The following is a 19,313-nucleotide window of genomic DNA, read 5'->3' as shown; positions in this document are numbered from 1 at the left end:
CTGTCCTATAGCTTTGCCGGCGTGCTCTTTCGCTGCTCAGAAGATATCCAGTTCGAGATTGACCCGGCTTGCTGCGCCGATCAGATGCTTGCGCATGGCGTTCTTGGCGGCAGCGGCATCCGCTTTCTCGACCGCCGCATAGATTGCCACATGTTCGGCGATCGTCACCTCGAGAATTTCGCCAAAAACCGCGCGGGAGAATGCGATGTTGATCGCGGAACTGATGCGCTCCGCGATGAAGCCAAGGAACATCAGGAAATATTCGTTCTGCGTCGCTTCCGCCAGAATGCGGTGAAAATCGAGATCCGCCGCAACGCCTTCCGTTGACCAGTCATCGGCGGTTTTCATCTTTTCCAAAGCCGCCGCCAGCCGTGTCAGTTGCTGTGGGCTGCGATGCAGTGCGGCCAGACCCGCCGCCTCTATTTCCAGCGGCATGCGAAGCTGGAAGAGATCGCGGAAATTCTCCGGGTCGTTCAGCCGGGAACGTTCGATGCGGATGGATAGTCTCTGCCGGGGATCGGTGACAAATGCGCCCACGCCTTGGCGCGTTTCAACAAAACCCTCGTTGCGCAATTGCGCGATCGCTTCGCGGATGACCGAGCGGCTGACCCCGAAAGTTTTCGCCAGAACATGTTCCGTCGGCAGCCTGTCGCCCGGGCCGAGCTTCGAATCATTGATTTCGCGCGCAATCTCCGCGGCGATCCGGCCGGGCAGATGGTCGTTGCGATGTATCTGATTGAACTCCAGCGTCATGGTTGCTCCCGTTCCACAGAAACGATTGGTTCTTTTCCCTGCGGCAGGCGACTTCCTCCTTCGCCTTCAGCGGGTTTTTCAAAGGCGGCGTTTTCAGCCGCCTTTGCCGTTCCTCGATTAGCTATCCGGTTGCAGGGTTATCTGGCAACCGGGATTCATCCGCAAATCGGGGTCGAAGGTGTTTTTCAAACCCGTGATCATCCGGCGCTGCACATCAGATAGCCGGCTTTCGAAATCGGAGCGCTTCAGACGGCCGATGCCGTGCTCGGCGCTGATGCTGCCGACGTAGCGGTCGAGGACCTCGTTGACGAGTGTCTTGGACTTATAGATGAAGGCGTCGCGCTCTTCCGGCGTCGAACCATTGGGCGGCAGGACGTTGAGGTGGACGTTGCCGTCTCCGACATGGCCGTAGGAAACCGCGAGGCACTCCGGCAGTTTTTCCGCCAGTTCCGCCTCGGCTTCAGCCACGAAGGCCGCGAGTTTCGACAGCGGCACGGAAATATCGGTACGCATATGGCTGCCGCGCAGCGCCTGGCCTTCGTTCATGCCCTCGCGAAACAGCCAAAGCGATTGTGCCTGTGCGCGTGAGGAGGCGATAACGCCGTCCAGCACCAGGCCGTCTTCCATGACGCCTTCGAGGAAACGCCCCATCAGGTCGGCGGTATCCACCAGGCCGGAGCCGGAAATTTCCATCAGCACATAGGCCGGGTAATCGCCGGCGATCGGCATTTTGAGGTCGGGTATCGCCTCGATCGCCAGCGTGAAGGCGATGGGCGGCATGAATTCGAAGGCGGACATCAGGTCACAGCATTCGCGGCGGGCGCGACGGTAAAGCTTGATGGCGTCATCCAGCGAGTTGAGGCCGAGCAGTGCGGTTTCGACATATTCGGGATTAGGGTAAAGCTTGACGGCAACCGCCGTGATGATGCCGAGCGTTCCTTCCGCGCCGATGAAAAGCTGCTTGAGATCGATGCCGCGATTGTCCTTGCGCAGCGTCGACAGGCCATTCCAGATGGTGCCATCAGGCAATACGACTTCGAGACCTAGCACCAGTTCGCGGGTCATGCCGTAGCGCAGGACATTGATGCCGCCGGCATTGGTGGAGACGTTGCCGCCAATGCGGCAGCTGCCCTGTGCGCCAAGCGACAACGGGAAGAACATTCCCTTGTCCTGAACAGCATCCTTGAATTCCGACAGAATGCAGCCGGCTTCGACGACGGCTGAAAAATCGTCGCTGTCAATGGTGCGGATGGCGTTCATGCGCTCGAGGCTCAGCACGACCTGCCGCTTCGGCGCATCGGGAATGCCGCCGAGCACCAGCCCGGTATTGCCGCCCTGAGGAATGATCGAGAGACCGAGCTCGGCGCAAGCGCGAACCGTGTCGGAGACTTCCTTGGTTGACCGGGGGCGGATCACGGCCACGGCTGAACTTGTGACGTCGCCGTGCCAGTCGCGGCAATAGCGCAGCATGTCTTCCTGCGATGTCAGCAGCAGAGCCTCGCCGAGCCTGTTTTTCAACGAGACCCGCAATTCCTCGATATCGTGTTCGCTCACGATCGTCATTCCACCCTCTCCGTCCAATCCGCCCTAAAATACCCGGACAAGGGTCTTTCGCCCTTGCTTTTGCCGGTTTGTGAAAAAATACTATTTTCAACTCGATCATATAAGGTTATCAGACAACCTTACAAGCTAATTTATCGGTCGACTGGCCGATGATGTTTTTTCGGTCTCGGGAGAATGACCGGGACAAAGAGGAGGAAGACATGCATATCGCAATCATCGGTGCCGCAGGTATGGTTGGCCGCAAGCTGACGCAGCGTCTCGTCAAGGACGGGTCGCTCGGCGGCAAGCCGATCGACAAGTTCACGCTTATCGACGTTTTCCAGCCTGAAGCGCCCGCCGGTTTTTCGGGTGTGGTCGATGCGCGCGCGGCGGATCTGTCTGCGCCGGGCGAAGCCGAAAAGCTGGTCGAAGCCCGTCCAGACGCCATTTTTCACCTTGCTGCCATCGTGTCCGGCGAAGCCGAGCTTGATTTCGACAAGGGCTACCGCATCAATCTCGATGGCACGCGTTATCTCTTCGACGCCATCCGCATTGCCAACGGCAAGGATGGTTACAAGCCGCGCGTGGTCTTCACCTCGTCGATCGCCGTCTTCGGTGCGCCGCTTCCCTATCCGATCCCGGATGAATTCCACACCACGCCGCTGACCAGCTACGGTACGCAGAAGGCGATCTGCGAACTGCTGCTTTCCGATTACAGCCGTCGCGGTTTCTTCGACGGTATCGGCATTCGCCTGCCGACCATCTGCATTCGTCCCGGCAAGCCGAACGCAGCTGCCTCCGGCTTCTTCTCCAATATCCTGCGCGAGCCGCTGGTCGGCCAGGAAGCGGTTCTGCCGGTGCCGGAAAGCATTCGCCACTGGCACGCCTCGCCGCGTTCCGCCGTCGGTTTCTTGATCAATGGCGCAACGATCGACGTCGAAAAGGTCGGTCCGCGCCGCAACCTGTCCATGCCCGGCCTCAGCGCCACAGTTGGCGAACAGATCGAAGCTCTGCGCAAGGTCGCAGGCGAAAAGGCTGTCGCCCTCATCCGCCGCGAGCCGAACGAGATGATCATGCGCATGTGCGAGGGCTGGGCCCCCGGTTTCGAGGCCAAGCGCGCCCGGGAACTGGGCTTCACGGCTGAAGGCTCCTTTGAAGAAATCATTCAGGTTCATATCGAGGATGAGCTCGGAGGTTCACTGAAATGAATATCAGTGGGGAGGAGAAAAAGCGGTCGGTCGCCTTTATCGGCACAGGCCTGATGGGCGGGCCGATGGCCCGGCGCCTGCTGGGCGCCGGCTTTTCGGTCACGGTCTGGAACCGCAGCGTTGATAAGGCCGAGGCTTTGGTTGCCGATGGTGCCGTTCTCGCGGCATCTCCGGCGGAAGCCGCCAAGGGCGCCGATATCGTCATCACCATGCTGAGCGATGGCAAGGCCGTTGGCGAAGTACTGTTCGAGGCCGGGGTGGCCGAAGCGCTGAAAAAGGGCGCTGTTGTCATCGACAGCAGCTCGATTGCGCCGCCGATCGCGCGCGAGCATTCCTCCCGGCTTGAGGCGCTCGGCATTCATCACGTTGATGCGCCGGTTTCCGGCGGTGTGCCGGGCGCGACGGCCGGTACGCTCGCCATCATGGCCGGCGGGGACGAGGCCCTGATCTCGGGTCTTGCGGATGTCTTTGCGCCGATGGGCCGGCTTACCTATGTCGGTCCCTCGGGCGCCGGCCAGCTTTGCAAGCTCGCCAACCAGCAGATCGTCGCCATCACGATCGGCGCGGTTGCCGAGGCGATGATGCTGGTGGAAGCGGGCGGAGCCTCCCGTGAAGGTTTCCGAAATGCCATACGCGGCGGTTTTGCCGAAAGCCGAATTCTGGAACTGCATGGCGAACGTATGGTGAAGCGAAACTTCGTGCCGGGCGGTCCGTCCAAATTCCAGCTCAAGGATCTGAATGGCGTGCTGGCAACGGCGAAGGATTTGTCCCTGACGCTGCCGCTCACCCAGCAGGTGACGCGGGAATTCGATGATTTCGTTAGCGATGGCGGGGCCGATATCGACCATAGCGGCATCCTGCTTTACCTCGAAAAACTCAACAACCGCGACAAGGGCTGAAGCGATCTCATGAGCGACGACAAGACATCCATGCGCCGCCTGCGATCCCAGGACTGGTTCGATAACCCTGACCATCTCGACATGACGGCGCTCTATCTGGAGCGCTTCATGAATTACGGCGTGACGCCGGAAGAACTGCGCTCCGGCAAGCCGGTCATCGGCATCGCTCAAAGCGGCAGTGACCTGACGCCCTGCAACCGCGTCCATGTGGAACTGGTCAAGCGGGTGCGCGACGGTATTCGCGATGCGGGCGGCGTTCCCATCGAGTTCCCGACGCATCCGATGTTCGAAAACTGCAAGCGTCCGACAGCGGCGCTTGACCGCAATCTCGCTTATCTCAGCCTCGTGGAAGTGCTTTACGGTTATCCGCTCGACGGCGTCGTTCTGACAACCGGTTGCGACAAGACCACACCTTCGGCGCTGATGGCAGCAAGCACGGTCGATATTCCGGCCATCGTGCTTTCCGGCGGGCCGATGCTCGACGGATATCATGACGGTGATCTGGTCGGTTCCGGCACCGTCATCTGGCGCATGCGCCGCAAATATGGTGCGGGCGAAATCACCCGGGAGGAGTTCCTGCAGGCGGCGCTGGAATCGGCCCCGTCGGTTGGTCACTGCAACACGATGGGTACGGCCTCCACCATGAATGCCATGGCGGAAGCGCTCGGCATGTCGCTGACCGGTTGCGGCGCGATCCCTGCCGCTTACCGCGAACGCGGTCAGATGGCCTATCGCACCGGCCGCCGCGCCGTCGAACTGGTTGTCGAGAATATCAAGCCCTCCGACATCATGACGCGCGAGGCGTTTTTGAACGCGATCCGCGTCAATTCGGCAATCGGCGGATCGACCAATGCCCAGCCGCATCTGGCGGCCATGGCCAAACACGCAGGCGTCGAGCTTCGCGAAGAGGACTGGCAGGTCCATGGTTACGACATTCCGCTGCTGGCCAACATCCAGCCGGCCGGCAAATGGCTGGGTGAGAAATATCACCGCGCCGGCGGCACGCCCGCCATCATGTGGGAGCTTCTGCAGGCGGGCAAGCTTGATGGAAACTGTCCGACCGTGACCGGCAAGACCATGGCGGAAAATCTGGACGGGCGGGAATCGACCGACCGCGACGTGATCCTGCCCTATGACAAGCCGCTCAAGGAACGGGCCGGTTTCCTTGTCCTCAAGGGCAATCTGTTCGATTTCGCCATCATGAAGACCAGTGTGATTTCGGCGGAATTCCGGCAGCGTTATCTGAGCGAGCCGGGCCGCGAGGGCATTTTCGAGGGTAAATGCGTGGTGTTCGATGGTTCGGAAGACTATCACGCCCGCATCAACGATCCCTCTCTTGATATCGATGAGCGCACCATTCTCGTCATTCGCGGGGCGGGGCCGCTCGGCTGGCCGGGTTCGGCCGAGGTCGTGAACATGCAGCCGCCGGACGCGCTGTTGAAAAAGGGCATCACCAGCCTGCCGACGATCGGCGATGGCCGGCAGTCGGGAACGGCTGACAGTCCGTCTATCCTCAACGCCTCGCCGGAAAGTGCCGCAGGCGGCGGGCTGGCATGGCTTCGCACCGGCGATGTGATCCGCATCGACTTCAACAAAGGTGAGTGCAATGCGCTGGTGCCGGATGAGGAGCTTGCGGCCCGCAAGGCTGACGGTATACCCGCTGTTCCCGCGGACGCGACGCCTTGGCAGCGCATTTATCGTCAGTCGGTAACCCAGCTTTCGGACGGCGCGGTTCTGGAAGGAGCCGCGGATTTCCGCCGGATCGCAGAGAAGATGCCCCGGCACAATCATTGATCGCACCTGATAAAAATCCCCGGCCATGTCCGGGGATTTTTCTTTTCCGGGCGGTTTCCCAATTCATCGCGACCTCCTAATGTACCCGCGAATCCGCGTTACATCCGCATTATCGGGGGCAGGGCATGACAGATATTTCGATGATAGAGGCCGCGCGCAAGCGTATCGGCAACCATGCGGTGCGGACGCCTTTGCTGTCGTCCCCTTTTCTGGACGACATCGCCGGACGAAAGCTGTTCGTAAAGGCCGAATGCCTGCAGAGGACGGGTTCCTTCAAGTTTCGCGGCGGCTGGTCGGCCGTCTCTGGCCTGCCGGCGCAGGTGCGCGCCAAGGGCGTGATCGCCTTTTCCTCCGGCAACCATGCGCAGGGCGTGGCCCTTGCCGCCCGCCTGCACGGCGTTCCCGCCATCATCATCATGCCGTCGGATGCGCCGAAGATCAAAATCGACAATACCCGCGCCTATGGCGCGGAGGTGGTGCTTTATGACCGGGCGAACGAAGATCGCGACGCCATCGGAGATCGCATTTCGGGCGAGCGTGGGCTGACGCTGATCAGGCCCTATGACGAACCGCTGGTCATTGCCGGGCAGGGGACGGTGGGGCTGGAGATTGCTGAACAGGGCGCGGAACTGGGTATCGATGCAGCCGAGGTTCTGGTGCCCTGCGGTGGCGGTGGCCTCACCTCCGGCATCTCCCTAGCACTCGCAGCGAAAGCACCGAACTACAAGGTCAGGACGTCGGAACCGGAGCGGTTCGACGATGTGGCGCGCTCCCTTGCCTCGGGCAAGATCGAGCGTAACGCCACGGCCTCGGGTTCGATCTGCGACGCGATCGTCACGCCGCAGCCCGGAAACATTACTTTCCCCATCATGGCCGGGCTTTGCGGGAAAGGCGTCGCCGTCACCGAGGAGGAAGCGCTGCGGGCCATGGTTCTCGCCCTCAACCGGCTGAAGATCGTTGTCGAACCCGGTGGTGCGGTGGCGCTGGCGGCGGCCCTCTTCCACGGCGATGAGCTGGAGAGCGAAACAGTGATTGCGGTGGCTTCCGGCGGCAATGTCGATCCTGACATCATGGCGGGCGCGCTGTCCCGTTTCGGTTGAGTAAGGTTGATATCAGACCTCGAGCCGTGCCGCGACCTCGTTGGCGATCGCCAGCGAGGCGGTCAAGCCGGGGCTTTCTATGCCGAAGAGATTGACGAGGCCGGCAACGCCGTGGCTTTCCGGCCCGTCAATGCGGAAATCCATGGCCGGTTCGTCCGGACCGGAAATCTTCGGCCGAATTCCGGAATAGGCCGGAATGAGCGCATGGTCGGGAAGGCCCGGCCAATAACGCCGTATCGCATCGCCAAAACCTTCCATACGGCGGGGATCAACGGCGTAATCGATGGTGTCCACCCATTCCACATCCGGCCCGAAACGGGCCTGGCCGGCAAGGTCGAGAGTGAGATGCACGCCAAGGCCATGGGCGTGAGGCGCGGGATAGATCAGCCTTGAAAAAGGCGACTTGCCGGCCAGCGAAAAATAGCTGCCTTTGGCAAAACGCGCCTGCGGGACCAAATCTTCCGACAATCCTTCGATCTTTTTCGCCACCATCGGTGCAACAAGTCCGGCGGAATTGACGAGCAGCCGGCATGTCAGGCTGGTGGGCTCCGCGCCGCCGACGTGAATCCGGAAACCATCGCGGATCACTTCCGCCTTTTCGAAGGGTGCGTTCAGGGCAAGGGCAGCGCCGTGATCCTGCGCGTCTCCAAGAAGCGCCAGCATATAACCATGGCTGTCGATGATACCGGTCGAGGGCGATATCAGGGCTGCGACGCAGGTGAGCGCGGGTTCGAGCGAAAGTGCCTGTCGCTCATCGATCAGTTCAAGGTCGTCGCAACCGTTGGCTTTGCCTTTTTCGCGGAGGGAGGCGAGCATGGCCGTCTCTTCATCGCTCGCGGCGACGATGAGTTTGCCGCAGCGGCGATATGAGACGCCGTGGCTTTGACAGAAAGCATAGAGCCGCACCTTACCTTCCACGCAAAGCCGGGCCTTGAGGCTTCCGGCCGGATAATAGAGCCCAGCGTGAATGACTTCGCTGTTGCGGGAGGAAGTGGCTGAGCCGAATTCCTTTTCGCTTTCGAGGATGATGACGGAGAGGCCGCGCATCGCCAGCTCGCGCGCTGTCGCCAGTCCGATCACCCCGGCTCCGATGATGATGGCGTCGATATCCGTCATGGTCTTTTCCGTGCCCGCCACTGGTTTTGAACGGAAATGCCCTCCAGCGCGTTGATCCCGGGCAATGGGTAGATTGATGCTTGCCTGTGGGCAAGTCGCAATCCGTATTTTTCCCGATGCGCCAATCTTATGGAATTTTATCTCTACTGAAACAGTGGGGAATAAAGCTATTCTCTACGTGAAGTAAGCAATGCCCGCTTTGAAGGGCCGAGCAGGAAGGGAGTGCACAATGTCTTATTCCAAGGCAGGAAAAGTAAAAGACTTTGTCTCGCAGCCCCAGTCGCCGCGTAACTGGAAAGATTCGGTTCATGCGGCTCTTGTCGGCGTCTGCGTGGCGTTTGTCGCTGCCGTCATATTCGGTCTCGTTCCCTGATCCTCCCGATTTTCTCATCAGGGTATTTGAGAACAAAAGGCCGGTCGCTCCTCCGACCGGCCTTTTTCATGTCCTTCATGCCTTCAGGTAGTCCTCGGCCAGATCAACCCAGAAAGCGGTTCCGATCGGCAGGATGTCGTCGTTGAAGTCGAATTTCGGGTGGTGCAGCGGCGGGTCGTTGTCGGTGCGGGCGGTGCCGAGGAAGAAATAGCAGCCGGGCCGCTTCTCCAGCATATAGGCGAAGTCTTCCGCACCCATCGACGGGCGCTGCATCTCGGCCACCTTGTCAGGTCCGGTAAAACGGCGGGCGAGATCGGCGATATAGTCGGTTTCCACCTTGTGGTTGACGGTGGCGTTATACCCGCGCTCGTAGTCGATGGTGACGCTCATGCCGTAGCTGGCCGCCTGGCCTTGCGCTATCGCCCGGATGCGCTTTTCCAGCTCGTCGCGCACGCCCGGATCGAAGGAGCGGATGGTCAGCAGCATTTCCGCCGTTTCGGGAATGACGTTGCTGGCAGCACCCGCATGGAACGCGCCAACGGTGACGACCGCCGACAATTGCGGATGGATATTACGGGATACCACCGTCTGCAAGGCCATGATGATGCTCGCGCCGGCAACGATGGGGTCGGCGGCATCCTGCGGTTCGGCGCCGTGGCCGCCGTAACCGTTGACGGTGATCGTGCACTCGTCGACAGCGGCAAGGATCGGCCCATCGCGCAGCACGAATTGCCCGAATGGCAGGCCGGGGTCGTTATGCAGGGCAAAAACCGCGTCGCAGGGGAAGCGTTCGAACAGCCCGTCCTCGATCATGATTCGGGCGCCGCCGAAATTTTCTTCGGCCGGCTGGAAGATCAGATGCAGGGTTCCGTCGAAATTCCTGCGCTCAGCGATGATCTTTGCCGCGCCGAGCAGCATGGCGGTGTGGCCGTCATGGCCGCAGGCATGCATCACGCCCTGATTGGCGCTTGCATAATCCGCCCCCGTCTCCTCATGGATCGGCAGGGCGTCGATATCGGCGCGGATGCCGAGCGTGCGCGTGCCGTCGCCGTTGCTGAGCGTGGCGACGATGCCGGTTCCGGCCAGCCCCCGCGTGACCTTGTAACCCATTGCTACCAGCTGTTCGGCAATAAAATCCGACGTCTTGAACTCCGAAAGGCCTATTTCGGGATTGCGGTGCAGGTGGCGGCGAATGGCCACCACATCCGGCATGTGGTTGGCAAAGGATGCGAGATTTGCTGTCTGTCTGGTCATTTTTAAAGTCCCGGGTTCGGCCGTTTCTTCCGGCGCCTTTTGCAAATGACATAGCAGCATATGCAGACAGGCGTAAGGGGCGTGGCCTGCCCGCAAATGCCCTGAAATTCAGCGCTTGCATCGTGCCGCGACAGGTGGCATGGAACTATTGACGTCCTGGGGCATTAGCTCCTTTCGGATGTAGCGCGGGCCCTCTTGGTCCGTGTTGCCCTTCAGGTTGTCAGCGGGGGATCATCGGACGTTGCGCGAACAATTTTCGCCGTCGGGGAGGATGCGAAATCCGGTCGGAACGGCATTGCCGGGCCGCAGGACGCGATTTTCTTCCCCCAATCGAAAATACCCTTTCCGCACCGATCGCCAGCCTCGCAAACATCCTGGAATCACGACGCTGCAGGATGCCATGTCTGCGGATATCCTACGCTTGATGAGCCGTTCCGCACAGCGTCCGGTCCGGTTCACCGAAGGTTCAGGATAAGTCATAAATATAGCGTGGCCTGATTTTCGTGTGTGTTCCCGCCATGGACGAAATGCCGGTCAAGTCGAACAAGTTTCCCTAAAGTTCAGAATACGAGCCCGATGTCATTTCATATTACCCCGACCGCCGCCGCCCGTGATTCCGAGACGAAGCAGATCGATCACAACGATTCGATCCGCGCGTCCTATATGACGGTCGAGGAACTGCATGATGCGGGCGCCGCGCTTTCGCGCGACGGCGCCGACAGCCTTCCCGGCTTCATGGAGTTCGATTTCTTCGAGCGTCATCGCGAGAACGAGAAAGAAATTCTGCGGGTCTACCGCACAACGGCGGTCGACGCGGAAAATGGTGCGACGATAACGCCGGCGGCGGAATGGTTGCTCGACAATCACTACGTCATCGAAGAGGCGATCCAGGAAGTCCGTCGCGATTTTCCGCGCAAGTTCTATCGCCAGCTGCCGACGATGACGGTGGGCGGGGTGACTATCCCGCGGGTCATGGCGCTCGGCTGGCTGTATGTCGCCCACACCCACAGCACGGTTTCGCGCGAGAACATGACGGCGCTGGTGGATGGCTACCAGACCTCGAAGACGCTGCAGATCGGCGAATTGTGGGCGCTGCCGTCGATCATCCGTTTTGTCCTCATCGAAAATCTTCGCCGGATCTCCATCCGCGTGGAACGTTCGCGCCGCATGCGCCAGAAGGCGAACGAGGTCGTTGACGAGATCATTCGTCTCAACGATGCGGAAGCCTCCGCGGCCCTTTTGAAGCAGGTCGATACGCTGGTCGACGACCCAACTTTCGCAACGCAATTCCTTTATCGTCTCCGCAACGGCTCCCAGACATCGGGTTTTGCGGTAGCATGGCTCGAAGAGCGCCTGCATGCTGCCGGCACGGACGCCGAAAACGTCATGATGTCGGAACATAACCGTCTTGCATCCGGCAACGTGACGATGGGCAACATCGTCAAGAGCCTGCGCGAAATCGACGATACCGAATGGTCGGTGTGGTTCGAGGAAGTCAGCCACATCGACAAGGTTCTGCGCGAAGAGACCGATTACGAAACGCTCGATTTCGGTTCGCGAAACACCTACCGCAATACTATCGAACTTCTGGCGCGCCGTTCTCCCAAGACTGAAGTTGAGGTTGCGCGTGCCGCTGTCGAAATGGCGCGCGCTGATACGCCTGTGGAGGCGGACGAGACACATCCCGTCAATGTCGGCTCCGTGCTCGTGGGCCAGCGTCGTTTCGAACTTGAGAAGGCGCTGGGTTACCGGCCTTTGGTGTCGCAGCGTATCGTCCGGGCGATGCGCAAGTTCAACTGGCTTGCGATTGCGGCGCCGGTGTTTCTAATCACCGCGCTCGCCATGCTCGCCGTTGGCTGGTTCCTGGCGCAGGCGGGCATGCCCTGGTATGTGGTGACCGCCTTCCTGCTGATGTTCGCATTGCCGGCATCCGAGGGCGCGACCGGCCTCTTCAACACGCTCGTCACCTTCTTTGTGAAGCCGTTCCGGCTGGTCGGATACGAGTTCAAGAACGGCATTCCGCAGGACGCCCGCACGCTGGTTGCCGTGCCCTGCATGCTGACCAGCCGTGACAGTGTCGATGAGATGATGCGCAATATCGAGGTGCATTATCTCGCCAATCCGCATGGCGAGATCTATTTCTCGCTGGTGAGCGACTGGCGCGATGCGCAGTATGAACAGTCCGACGATGACCTCGAAATTCTCGACTATGCCAAGCGTGAGCTTGCGGCGCTGAACAGCCGTTATGCCTTTGACGGCAAGACGCGTTTTTACCTGTTGCACCGCCGCCGCATCTACAATTCGGCTGAAGGCTGCTGGATGGGCTGGGAGCGTAAGCGCGGCAAGCTGCATGAGTTGAACATGCTGCTGCGCGGCGACAAGGATACGACGTTCCTCGGCGGCGCCAACGTCGTGCCGGAGGGCGTGAAATACGTCATGACGCTGGATGCCGATACGCGCCTGATGCGCGATGCGGTGACCAAGCTTGTCGGCAAGATGCACCACCCGATCAATCGTCCGGTGATCGACCCGGTGTCCGGACGGGTTGTCGAAGGCTACGGTCTGCTACAGCCGCGCGTAACGCCCTCGCTCACCACCGGCAAGGACGCATCCGTTTTCCAGCGCGTCTTCTCGATCAACCGCGGTATCGACCCTTACGTCTTCACCGTTTCCGACGTTTATCAGGACTTGACCTCCGAAGGCACCTTCACCGGCAAGGGGCTTTACGATGTGGATGCCTTCGAGGCGGCGCTGAAGGGCCGGATCGAGGAAAACTCCATTCTCAGTCATGATCTGCTTGAAGGCTCCTTCGCGCGCTGCGCGCTGGTGACCGACGTGGAGCTGGTCGAGGATTTCCCGACCCGCTATGAGGTGGAAGTCTCGCGCCAGCATCGCTGGGCGCGTGGCGACTGGCAGCTTCTGCCCTTCATCCTTGATCGTGCCCGTGGCGTTACCGCCATCGGCCGCTGGAAGATGGTAGACAATCTGCGTCGCTCGCTGACGCCGATCGCCTGGTTCTTCGCCTCGATCCTCGGCTGGTATTTCATGGACCCCCTCGGTGCGCTGATCTGGCAGATCCTGCTGATCTTCTCGCTGTTCGTAGCCCCCACGCTTTCCCTGCTCTCCGGCCTCGTGCCGCGCTCCACCGATATCGTGCCGCAGGCGCATTTCCACACCATCTGGTCGGAAATCCGCGCGACCAACGCACAGGTGGCGCTGCGCATCGTCTTCATCGCCGATGCCGCCTGCATGATGACGGATGCGATTGCCCGCTCGCTTTACCGTCTGCTTGTCAGCCACAAGCTGATGCTGGAATGGCGTACCGCCGCCAGCATGCAGTCGAGCGCGCAGGGCAGCATCGTCGATTATTATCGACAGATGTGGCATGCGCCCGTGGTGGCGATGCTCGGCCTGCTGTTTGCGGCGCTGCCGGGCGACAACGCCTTCCTGATCGGCATTCCCTTCACGCTTCTCTGGGTTCTGTCTCCCGCCGTTGCCTGGTATGTCAGCCAGTCGGCTGAAACCGAAGACCGGCTTTTCGTTTCGGAACACGTCTCCTTCGAGCTCCGCAAGATCGCGCGCCGCACATGGCGTTATTACGAAGCCTTCGTGACGCCGCAGGAAAACCACCTGCCGCCTGATAACTTCCAGGAAACGCCGGAGCCGATCGTCGCTTCGCGCACGTCGCCCACCAATATCGGCGTCTACCTGCTTTCCATCATTTCGGCGCGTCAGTTCGGCTGGATCAGCTTTGCCGATACTCTGGAGCGGATCGAAAACACGATCCAGACCGTCGAGAAGATGGAGAAGCATCGCGGCCATCTCTACAACTGGTACCATACGGACACGTTGCAGACGCTCGGCCCCCGCTATGTTTCGGCGGTGGACAGCGGCAATCTTGCCGGTCACCTGATTGCAGTTTCGTCGGCCTGCCGCCAGTGGGCGGAAGCGCCTTCCGCTCATCTTCAGGGCAATCTGGATGGTATCGGTGATCTCGCCGGCATCCTGCGCGAAACGCTGAAAGCGCTGCCCGACGACCGCAAGAACCTGCGTCCGCTGCATCGCCGCCTCGAAGAGCGTATCATCGGCTTCTCGAACGCTCTGGCGTCCGTCAAGCGCGAGCATGAATTCGCATCGATCCGCGTCATCAATCTCGCGGTGCTTGCGCGTGACATCCAGAAACTCGCGACCAATGTCGATCATGAAGTGAAGTCTGCGCAGAGCGCGGAAGTGACCCGTTGGGCGCAATTGCTGGTGGATTGCTGTGAAGCGCATATTTCCGACAGCGCCATCGACCTCACCAATATGGAGCCGTTGCGCCAGCGTCTCGCATCGCTGCGCGACCGCAGCCGTAACCTCGCCTTCTCGATGGATTTCACGTTCCTTTACCGCAAGGATCGCCGTCTTCTGTCGATCGGCTACCGCGTCGAAAGCAAGGAGCTGGACGAGGCCTGCTACGACCTTCTGGCTTCCGAATGCCGCCTGACCAGCCTGTTTGCCATCGCCAAGGGCGATCTGCCGACCGAGCACTGGTACCGTCTCGGCCGTCAGGTCGTGCCGATCGGCGCGCAGGGTGCGCTGGTCTCCTGGTCGGGTTCGATGTTCGAATATCTGATGCCGCCGCTCGTCATGCAGGAGCGTCAGGGTGGCATCCTCAACCAGACCAATAATCTGATCGTCAAGGAGCAGATGAACCATGGCCGCCGCCTTGGCACGCCATGGGGCATTTCCGAAGCGGCGTTCAACGCCCGCGATCACAACATGAACTACCAGTACACCAACTTCGGCGTGCCGACGCTTGGCCTCAAGCGCGGCCTTGGCCAGAATGCGGTGATCGCGCCTTATGCGTCGATCCTCGCCAGCCAGTACGATCCGGATGGTGCGCTCGAAAACCTCGACAAGCTGCGCAAGCTTGGTGCGCTTGGCCAGTACGGTTTCCATGATGCGGTGGACTTCACACCGACGCGTGTGCCTGATGGCAAGGTCTGCGCGGTGGTCTACAACTATTATGCCCACCACCACGGCATGTCGATTGCGGCCGTCGCAAACGTCGCTTTCGATGGCGTGCTGCGCGAACTCTTCCATTCCGATCCGGTGATTGAAGCGGCCGAACTGCTGCTGCAGGAAAAGGCACCGCGCGAAGTGCCGGTCATGAGTGCGAAATACGAGCCGGAAACGCCCGGCAAGGAACAGGCGGACCTGTTGCGCGCGGAAGTGCGCTCCATTGCCGATCCCGCCGTGCGCGACCGCGAAGTGGTGTTCCTGTCGAACGGTCATTATTCGACGATGCTCACCTCCACGGGTGCAGGTTATTCCAAGTGGAACGGCCAGGCGATTTCCCGCTGGAAGGCCGATCCGACCGAGGACCGGTGGGGCACCTTCATCTTCCTGCGCGACACCACCAATGGACAATGGTGGAGTGCGACAGCCGAGCCGCGCGTCATCGAAGGCGAAAAGACCAAGACGGTCTTCACCGACGACAAGGCCGAGTTCCACAAGACCACCGGGGATTTGCAGAGCGTTGTCGAATGCATTGTCGCCACCGAGCACGATGCTGAAGGCCGCCGTGTCACCCTGCTCAATGTCGGTTCCGAGGATCGCTATATCGAAGTGACCTCCTATATGGAGCCGGTCATTGCGTCTGAAGATGACGACAACGCCCATCCGCTGTTCTCGCGCATGTTCGTGCAGACCGAGATCGGCCGCCGCGGCGATGTCATCCGCGCCTGGCGCAACCGCCGCAGCCCAAACGAGCCTGGCACCGTCATCGCGCATCTGGCTGCCGACAATGCCGGCCCGTCGCGCCCGACAGAATTCGAGACCGATCGCGCCAAGTTCATCGGCCGTGGCCGCTCGCTGCGTGAAGCGGCGGCTTTCGATGCCGGTGCGACGCTTTCCAGCACCGACGGCTTCACGCTCGATCCGATCCTGTCGCTGCGCCGCACCGTGCGCGTGCCGGCGGGCAAGAAGGTGAGCGTGATTTTCTGGACGATTGCCGCACCGAGCCGTGAGGAAGTCGACAAGGCGATTGACCGTTATCGTCATCCGGACGCGTTTGCCCATGAACTCGTGCATGCCTGGACACGCACGCAGGTACAGATGCGCCATGTGGGCGTCACCTCGCAGCAGGCGGCGGCCTTCCAGCATCTTGGCCGTTATCTGACCTACCCGGACATGCATCTGCGTGCGGATTCGGAAACGCTGAAAACGGGCCTCGCCTCGCAGCGCGCACTGTGGCCGCTTGCGATTTCGGGCGATTTCCCGATCTTCAGTCTGCGCATCAATGACGATATGGATATGGATATCGCCCGCGAAGCGCTGAGCGCCCATGAATATCTGCGCTCACGCGGCGTGATTTTCGATCTCGTCATTGTCAACGAACGGGCTGCATCCTATGCGCAGGACATGCAGCATGCGCTGGATCATATTTCTGAGGCGCAGCGCCGCATCAACCCCGCCGATGGCGGTCGTCCGCACGTCTTCTCCGTGCGCCGCGACCTGATGGACGAAGAGACGTGGAGCGCGCTTCTCGCCGCTTCCCGCGTCGTTCTCCACGTGCGGAACGGCAAGATCGTCGACCAGATCAACCGTGCGGTATCGCTGTTTGCGGCCCATCGAGGCCCCGATGGCACGAGCGATGCTGCGCAGGCCCGTCTGCCGGTGCCTGTCTTCCCTGTTGCAGAACCGGTGGAGGATGCGGGTGATCTCGATTTCTGGAACGGTTTCGGCGGCTTCGCCAGGAGCGGCCAGGAATATGTCGTGCGCCTCAATGGCGGCCAGTCGACGCCGCATCCTTGGATAAACGTTATCTCGAACGAGAGTTTCGGCTTCCATATTTCGGCCGAAGGCGCCGGTTTCAGCTGGAGCCGCAATTCGCGCGACTATCAGCTGACGCCCTGGAGCAACGATCCGGTCGTCAACCGGCCGGGTGAGGCCTTCTATGTCGCCGATGTGGAGACAGGAAAGCTCTATACGCCCTGCGCCGCGCTGTCGCGCGATCCCGAAGCCATGTTCGAAACGCGCCATGGCCTGGGTTACTCCGTGCTGACAGGCGTGGCAGATACACTTGAAGTCGAAGTGACGCAGACCGTCGATCGCGAAAAACCGGTCAAGTTCTCGCAGGTCATCGTTCGCAACAAGGGTTCGAAAAGCCGCCGCCTGAAGGTCTACGCCTATGTAGAATGGGTGCTGGGCAACAACGCCCAGAAATCCGCGCCGTTTATTCTGAGCAGGCACGATGCCGGCAGTAATGCGATCTTCGCGTCGAACCCCTACAGCATCGACTATAGCGCCCGCACGGCGTTCCTGACGCTTGACAGCGAGGCGAGCGGCTTCACCACCAGCCGCCGGGAATTCATCGGCCGCTTCGGTTCGGCACAGGCCCCGCAGGGTATAGTATCCGGTGCCGCACTCAGCGGCAGCACCGAGGTCGACGGTGATCCCTGCGCTGCGCTGATGCAGGAAATCCATCTGAAGCCCGGCGAAGAACGGCACATGACCTTCATTCTCGGCGATGCCGACAATGCGGAAGAAGCCGAAACGCTGGCGAAGGACGTTCGAAAAGCGGACTTCCAGACGGTGCTGGACGAGAGCAAGGCATTCTGGACCGGCTTTACCGGCCAATTGCAGGTTTCCACGCCCGATGCCGGCTTTAACCACATGGTCAACAACTGGCTGCCCTATCAGGCGCTGGCGTGCCGTATTCTGGCGCGCACGGCCTTTTACCAGTCGAGCGGCGCCTTCGGCTTCCGCGACCAGCTTCAGGATACGCTGGCCTTCCTGCTCTATCAGCCGGATCTCGCCCGCAAGCAGATCCTGCGAGCAGCCGGTCGCCAGTTCCCGGAAGGCGATGTGCAGCACTGGTGGTTGCCTCTGACGGGCGCCGGTGTTCGCACGACCATCTCGGATGACGTGGTCTGGCTCGCATATGCGATCAACCAATATGTCTCGGCCACGGGTGATGTCGCGATCCTCGATGAAAGCATCCCCTTCCTGAAGGGGGCGGCATTGATGCCCGGCCAGCATGATGCTTTCTTCCAGCCGGAGACCAGCGACAGATCCGCCACGCTTTACGAACATGCGGCGCTGGCGCTTGATCTCGCCATTCATCGCACCGGCGAAAATGGCCTGCCGCTGATCCTCGGCGGCGATTGGAACGACGGCATGAACCGCGTCGGTGTCGGCGGCAAGGGCACCAGCGTCTGGCTCGGCTGGTTCCTTTCCGGGGCGTTGCGCGATTTCATCGAGATTGCGGAAAAGCGTGGCGATACCGACCGCGTCGGCAAATGGGCGGCGCACCGGGAAAGGCTGCGCAATGCGCTGGAAACGGCCGGTTGGGATGGCAGCTATTACCGGCGCGGTTATTTCGATGACGGCACGCCGCTCGGTTCGGCCGAAAGCGAGGAATGCCGGATCGATTCTCTTGGCCAGAGCTGGAGTGTTCTCTCCGGCGAAGGCGAAGAGGGCAGGTCGCGGCAGGCCATGGACGCCGTCATGGAGCATCTGGTCGATGAGCAGACCGGCATTATCAGGCTGTTTACGCCGCCCTTCTCGCGTGCGCCGCATGATCCGGGCTACATCAAGGGATATCCGCCGGGCGTGCGTGAAAACGGCGGGCAATATACCCATGCCGCAACCTGGGTGGTTCTTGCCCTCGCCAAGCAGGGTAGGGCGCAGGAGGCCTGGAAATGCTTCAAGCTGCTCAACCCGGTCAATCACGCGCTCGATGCGGCATCGTCAGAAACCTATCGGGTCGAACCCTATGTGGTGACCGCGGATGTTTACGGTGAAGGTGCTTATGCGGGCCGTGGCGGCTGGAGCTGGTATACGGGTTCGGCCAGCTGGCTCTACCGTGCCGCTGTCGAGGGCATTCTCGGCATCACGCGCACCGACGGCAAGCTGCATATTTCGCCGTCGCTGCCAGAGGACTGGAGCGGTTTCTCGGTCAAGATCACGCTCGACGGGAAGGCAAAGGACATCGTCGTCAGCCGCAAGGCTGGTGCGGCGGAAGTCTCCGTATCCGTCGATGGCAAGGCTTTGTCGGCAGGCGACAGGGTGATCCCCTTCGACTGAGACGATCAGGTCTCTGTTCGCTTTTAAATTCAGGCTCCTGTGGTGACGCAGGGGCCTGAATTTTTTGTGGGCTAGCTTGGCTTGCGACTTTGCATATCCGCCGGATCATGGCCTGGAAGCCCGGTTTCCTTCGCAGACATCGGCCGAAAGGTCCTGCGGCACCAAGATAGGTCGTGCAGGCGAAGGCCTTCACGGCGCAGTG

At 60.8% G+C, this 19,313-nt stretch carries 10 protein-coding genes; 6 read left to right on the top strand and 4 right to left on the bottom strand.

Annotated elements, in window-relative coordinates:
* Positions 1–36: 36 nt before the first annotated feature.
* Together CFB10_RS09880 and CFB10_RS09875 are read right to left on the bottom strand one after the other, a co-directional pair.
* Positions 37–753: a FadR/GntR family transcriptional regulator gene (locus CFB10_RS09880; RefSeq protein ID WP_020010789.1), complete on the bottom strand. Its 717-nt coding sequence runs from the start codon at positions 751–753 to the stop codon at positions 37–39.
* Between the two features lie 117 nt (positions 754–870).
* The gene (locus CFB10_RS09875; RefSeq protein WP_020010790.1) at positions 871–2,316 is read right to left on the bottom strand and encodes an FAD-binding oxidoreductase; all 1,446 of its coding nucleotides are present in this window, start codon (positions 2,314–2,316) and stop codon (positions 871–873) included.
* 200 nt (positions 2,317–2,516) lie between these two features.
* Here CFB10_RS09875 and denD point away from each other — a divergent pair, with 200 nt between their 5' ends.
* The 4 genes from denD to CFB10_RS09855 all read left to right on the top strand — a co-directional run bounded on the left by denD (position 2,517) and on the right by CFB10_RS09855 (position 7,296).
* Positions 2,517–3,503, top strand: coding sequence for a D-erythronate dehydrogenase (gene denD, locus CFB10_RS09870; protein ID WP_026363746.1), 987 nt, complete (start codon positions 2,517–2,519; stop codon positions 3,501–3,503).
* The gene (locus tag CFB10_RS09865; RefSeq protein WP_020010792.1) at positions 3,500–4,402 is read left to right on the top strand and encodes an NAD(P)-dependent oxidoreductase; all 903 of its coding nucleotides are present in this window, start codon (positions 3,500–3,502) and stop codon (positions 4,400–4,402) included. Before denD ends, CFB10_RS09865 begins: the two co-directional genes overlap by 4 nt.
* Positions 4,403–4,411: 9 nt before the next feature.
* A complete protein-coding gene (locus tag CFB10_RS09860; protein ID WP_020010793.1) occupies positions 4,412–6,196 on the top strand; it encodes an IlvD/Edd family dehydratase in 1,785 nt (594 codons plus the stop codon).
* A 125-nt stretch (positions 6,197–6,321) separates the two neighbouring features.
* A complete protein-coding gene (locus CFB10_RS09855; RefSeq protein ID WP_020010794.1) occupies positions 6,322–7,296 on the top strand; it encodes a threonine/serine dehydratase in 975 nt (324 codons plus the stop codon).
* Positions 7,297–7,308: 12 nt separating this feature from the next.
* Here CFB10_RS09855 and CFB10_RS09850 read toward each other — a convergent pair whose 3' ends face one another.
* On the bottom strand, positions 7,309–8,412 hold the full coding sequence (locus CFB10_RS09850; protein WP_026363747.1) for an NAD(P)/FAD-dependent oxidoreductase: 1,104 nt from the start codon (positions 8,410–8,412) through the stop codon (positions 7,309–7,311).
* Between the two features lie 229 nt (positions 8,413–8,641).
* Between CFB10_RS09850 and CFB10_RS09845 the strand changes: the two genes are divergently transcribed.
* Entirely contained in the window at positions 8,642–8,785 is a 144-nt protein-coding gene (locus tag CFB10_RS09845; protein WP_003505150.1) for a hypothetical protein, read from the top strand.
* A 75-nt stretch (positions 8,786–8,860) separates the two neighbouring features.
* Here CFB10_RS09845 and CFB10_RS09840 read toward each other — a convergent pair whose 3' ends face one another.
* Positions 8,861–10,039: a M20 aminoacylase family protein gene (locus CFB10_RS09840; RefSeq protein WP_020010797.1), complete on the bottom strand. Its 1,179-nt coding sequence runs from the start codon at positions 10,037–10,039 to the stop codon at positions 8,861–8,863.
* A gap of 576 nt (positions 10,040–10,615) precedes the next feature.
* Here CFB10_RS09840 and CFB10_RS09835 point away from each other — a divergent pair.
* On the top strand, positions 10,616–19,111 hold the full coding sequence (locus CFB10_RS09835) for a GH36-type glycosyl hydrolase domain-containing protein (RefSeq protein ID WP_020010798.1): 8,496 nt from the start codon (positions 10,616–10,618) through the stop codon (positions 19,109–19,111).
* Positions 19,112–19,313 lie beyond the last annotated feature (202 nt).

This window comes from Agrobacterium sp. 719_389 (assembly GCF_900188475.1).
GTDB lineage: Bacteria > Pseudomonadota > Alphaproteobacteria > Rhizobiales > Rhizobiaceae > Agrobacterium > Agrobacterium radiobacter.
Note: the sequence above shows the minus strand (reverse complement) of the source record. Positions and strands in the feature narration are given on the sequence as shown.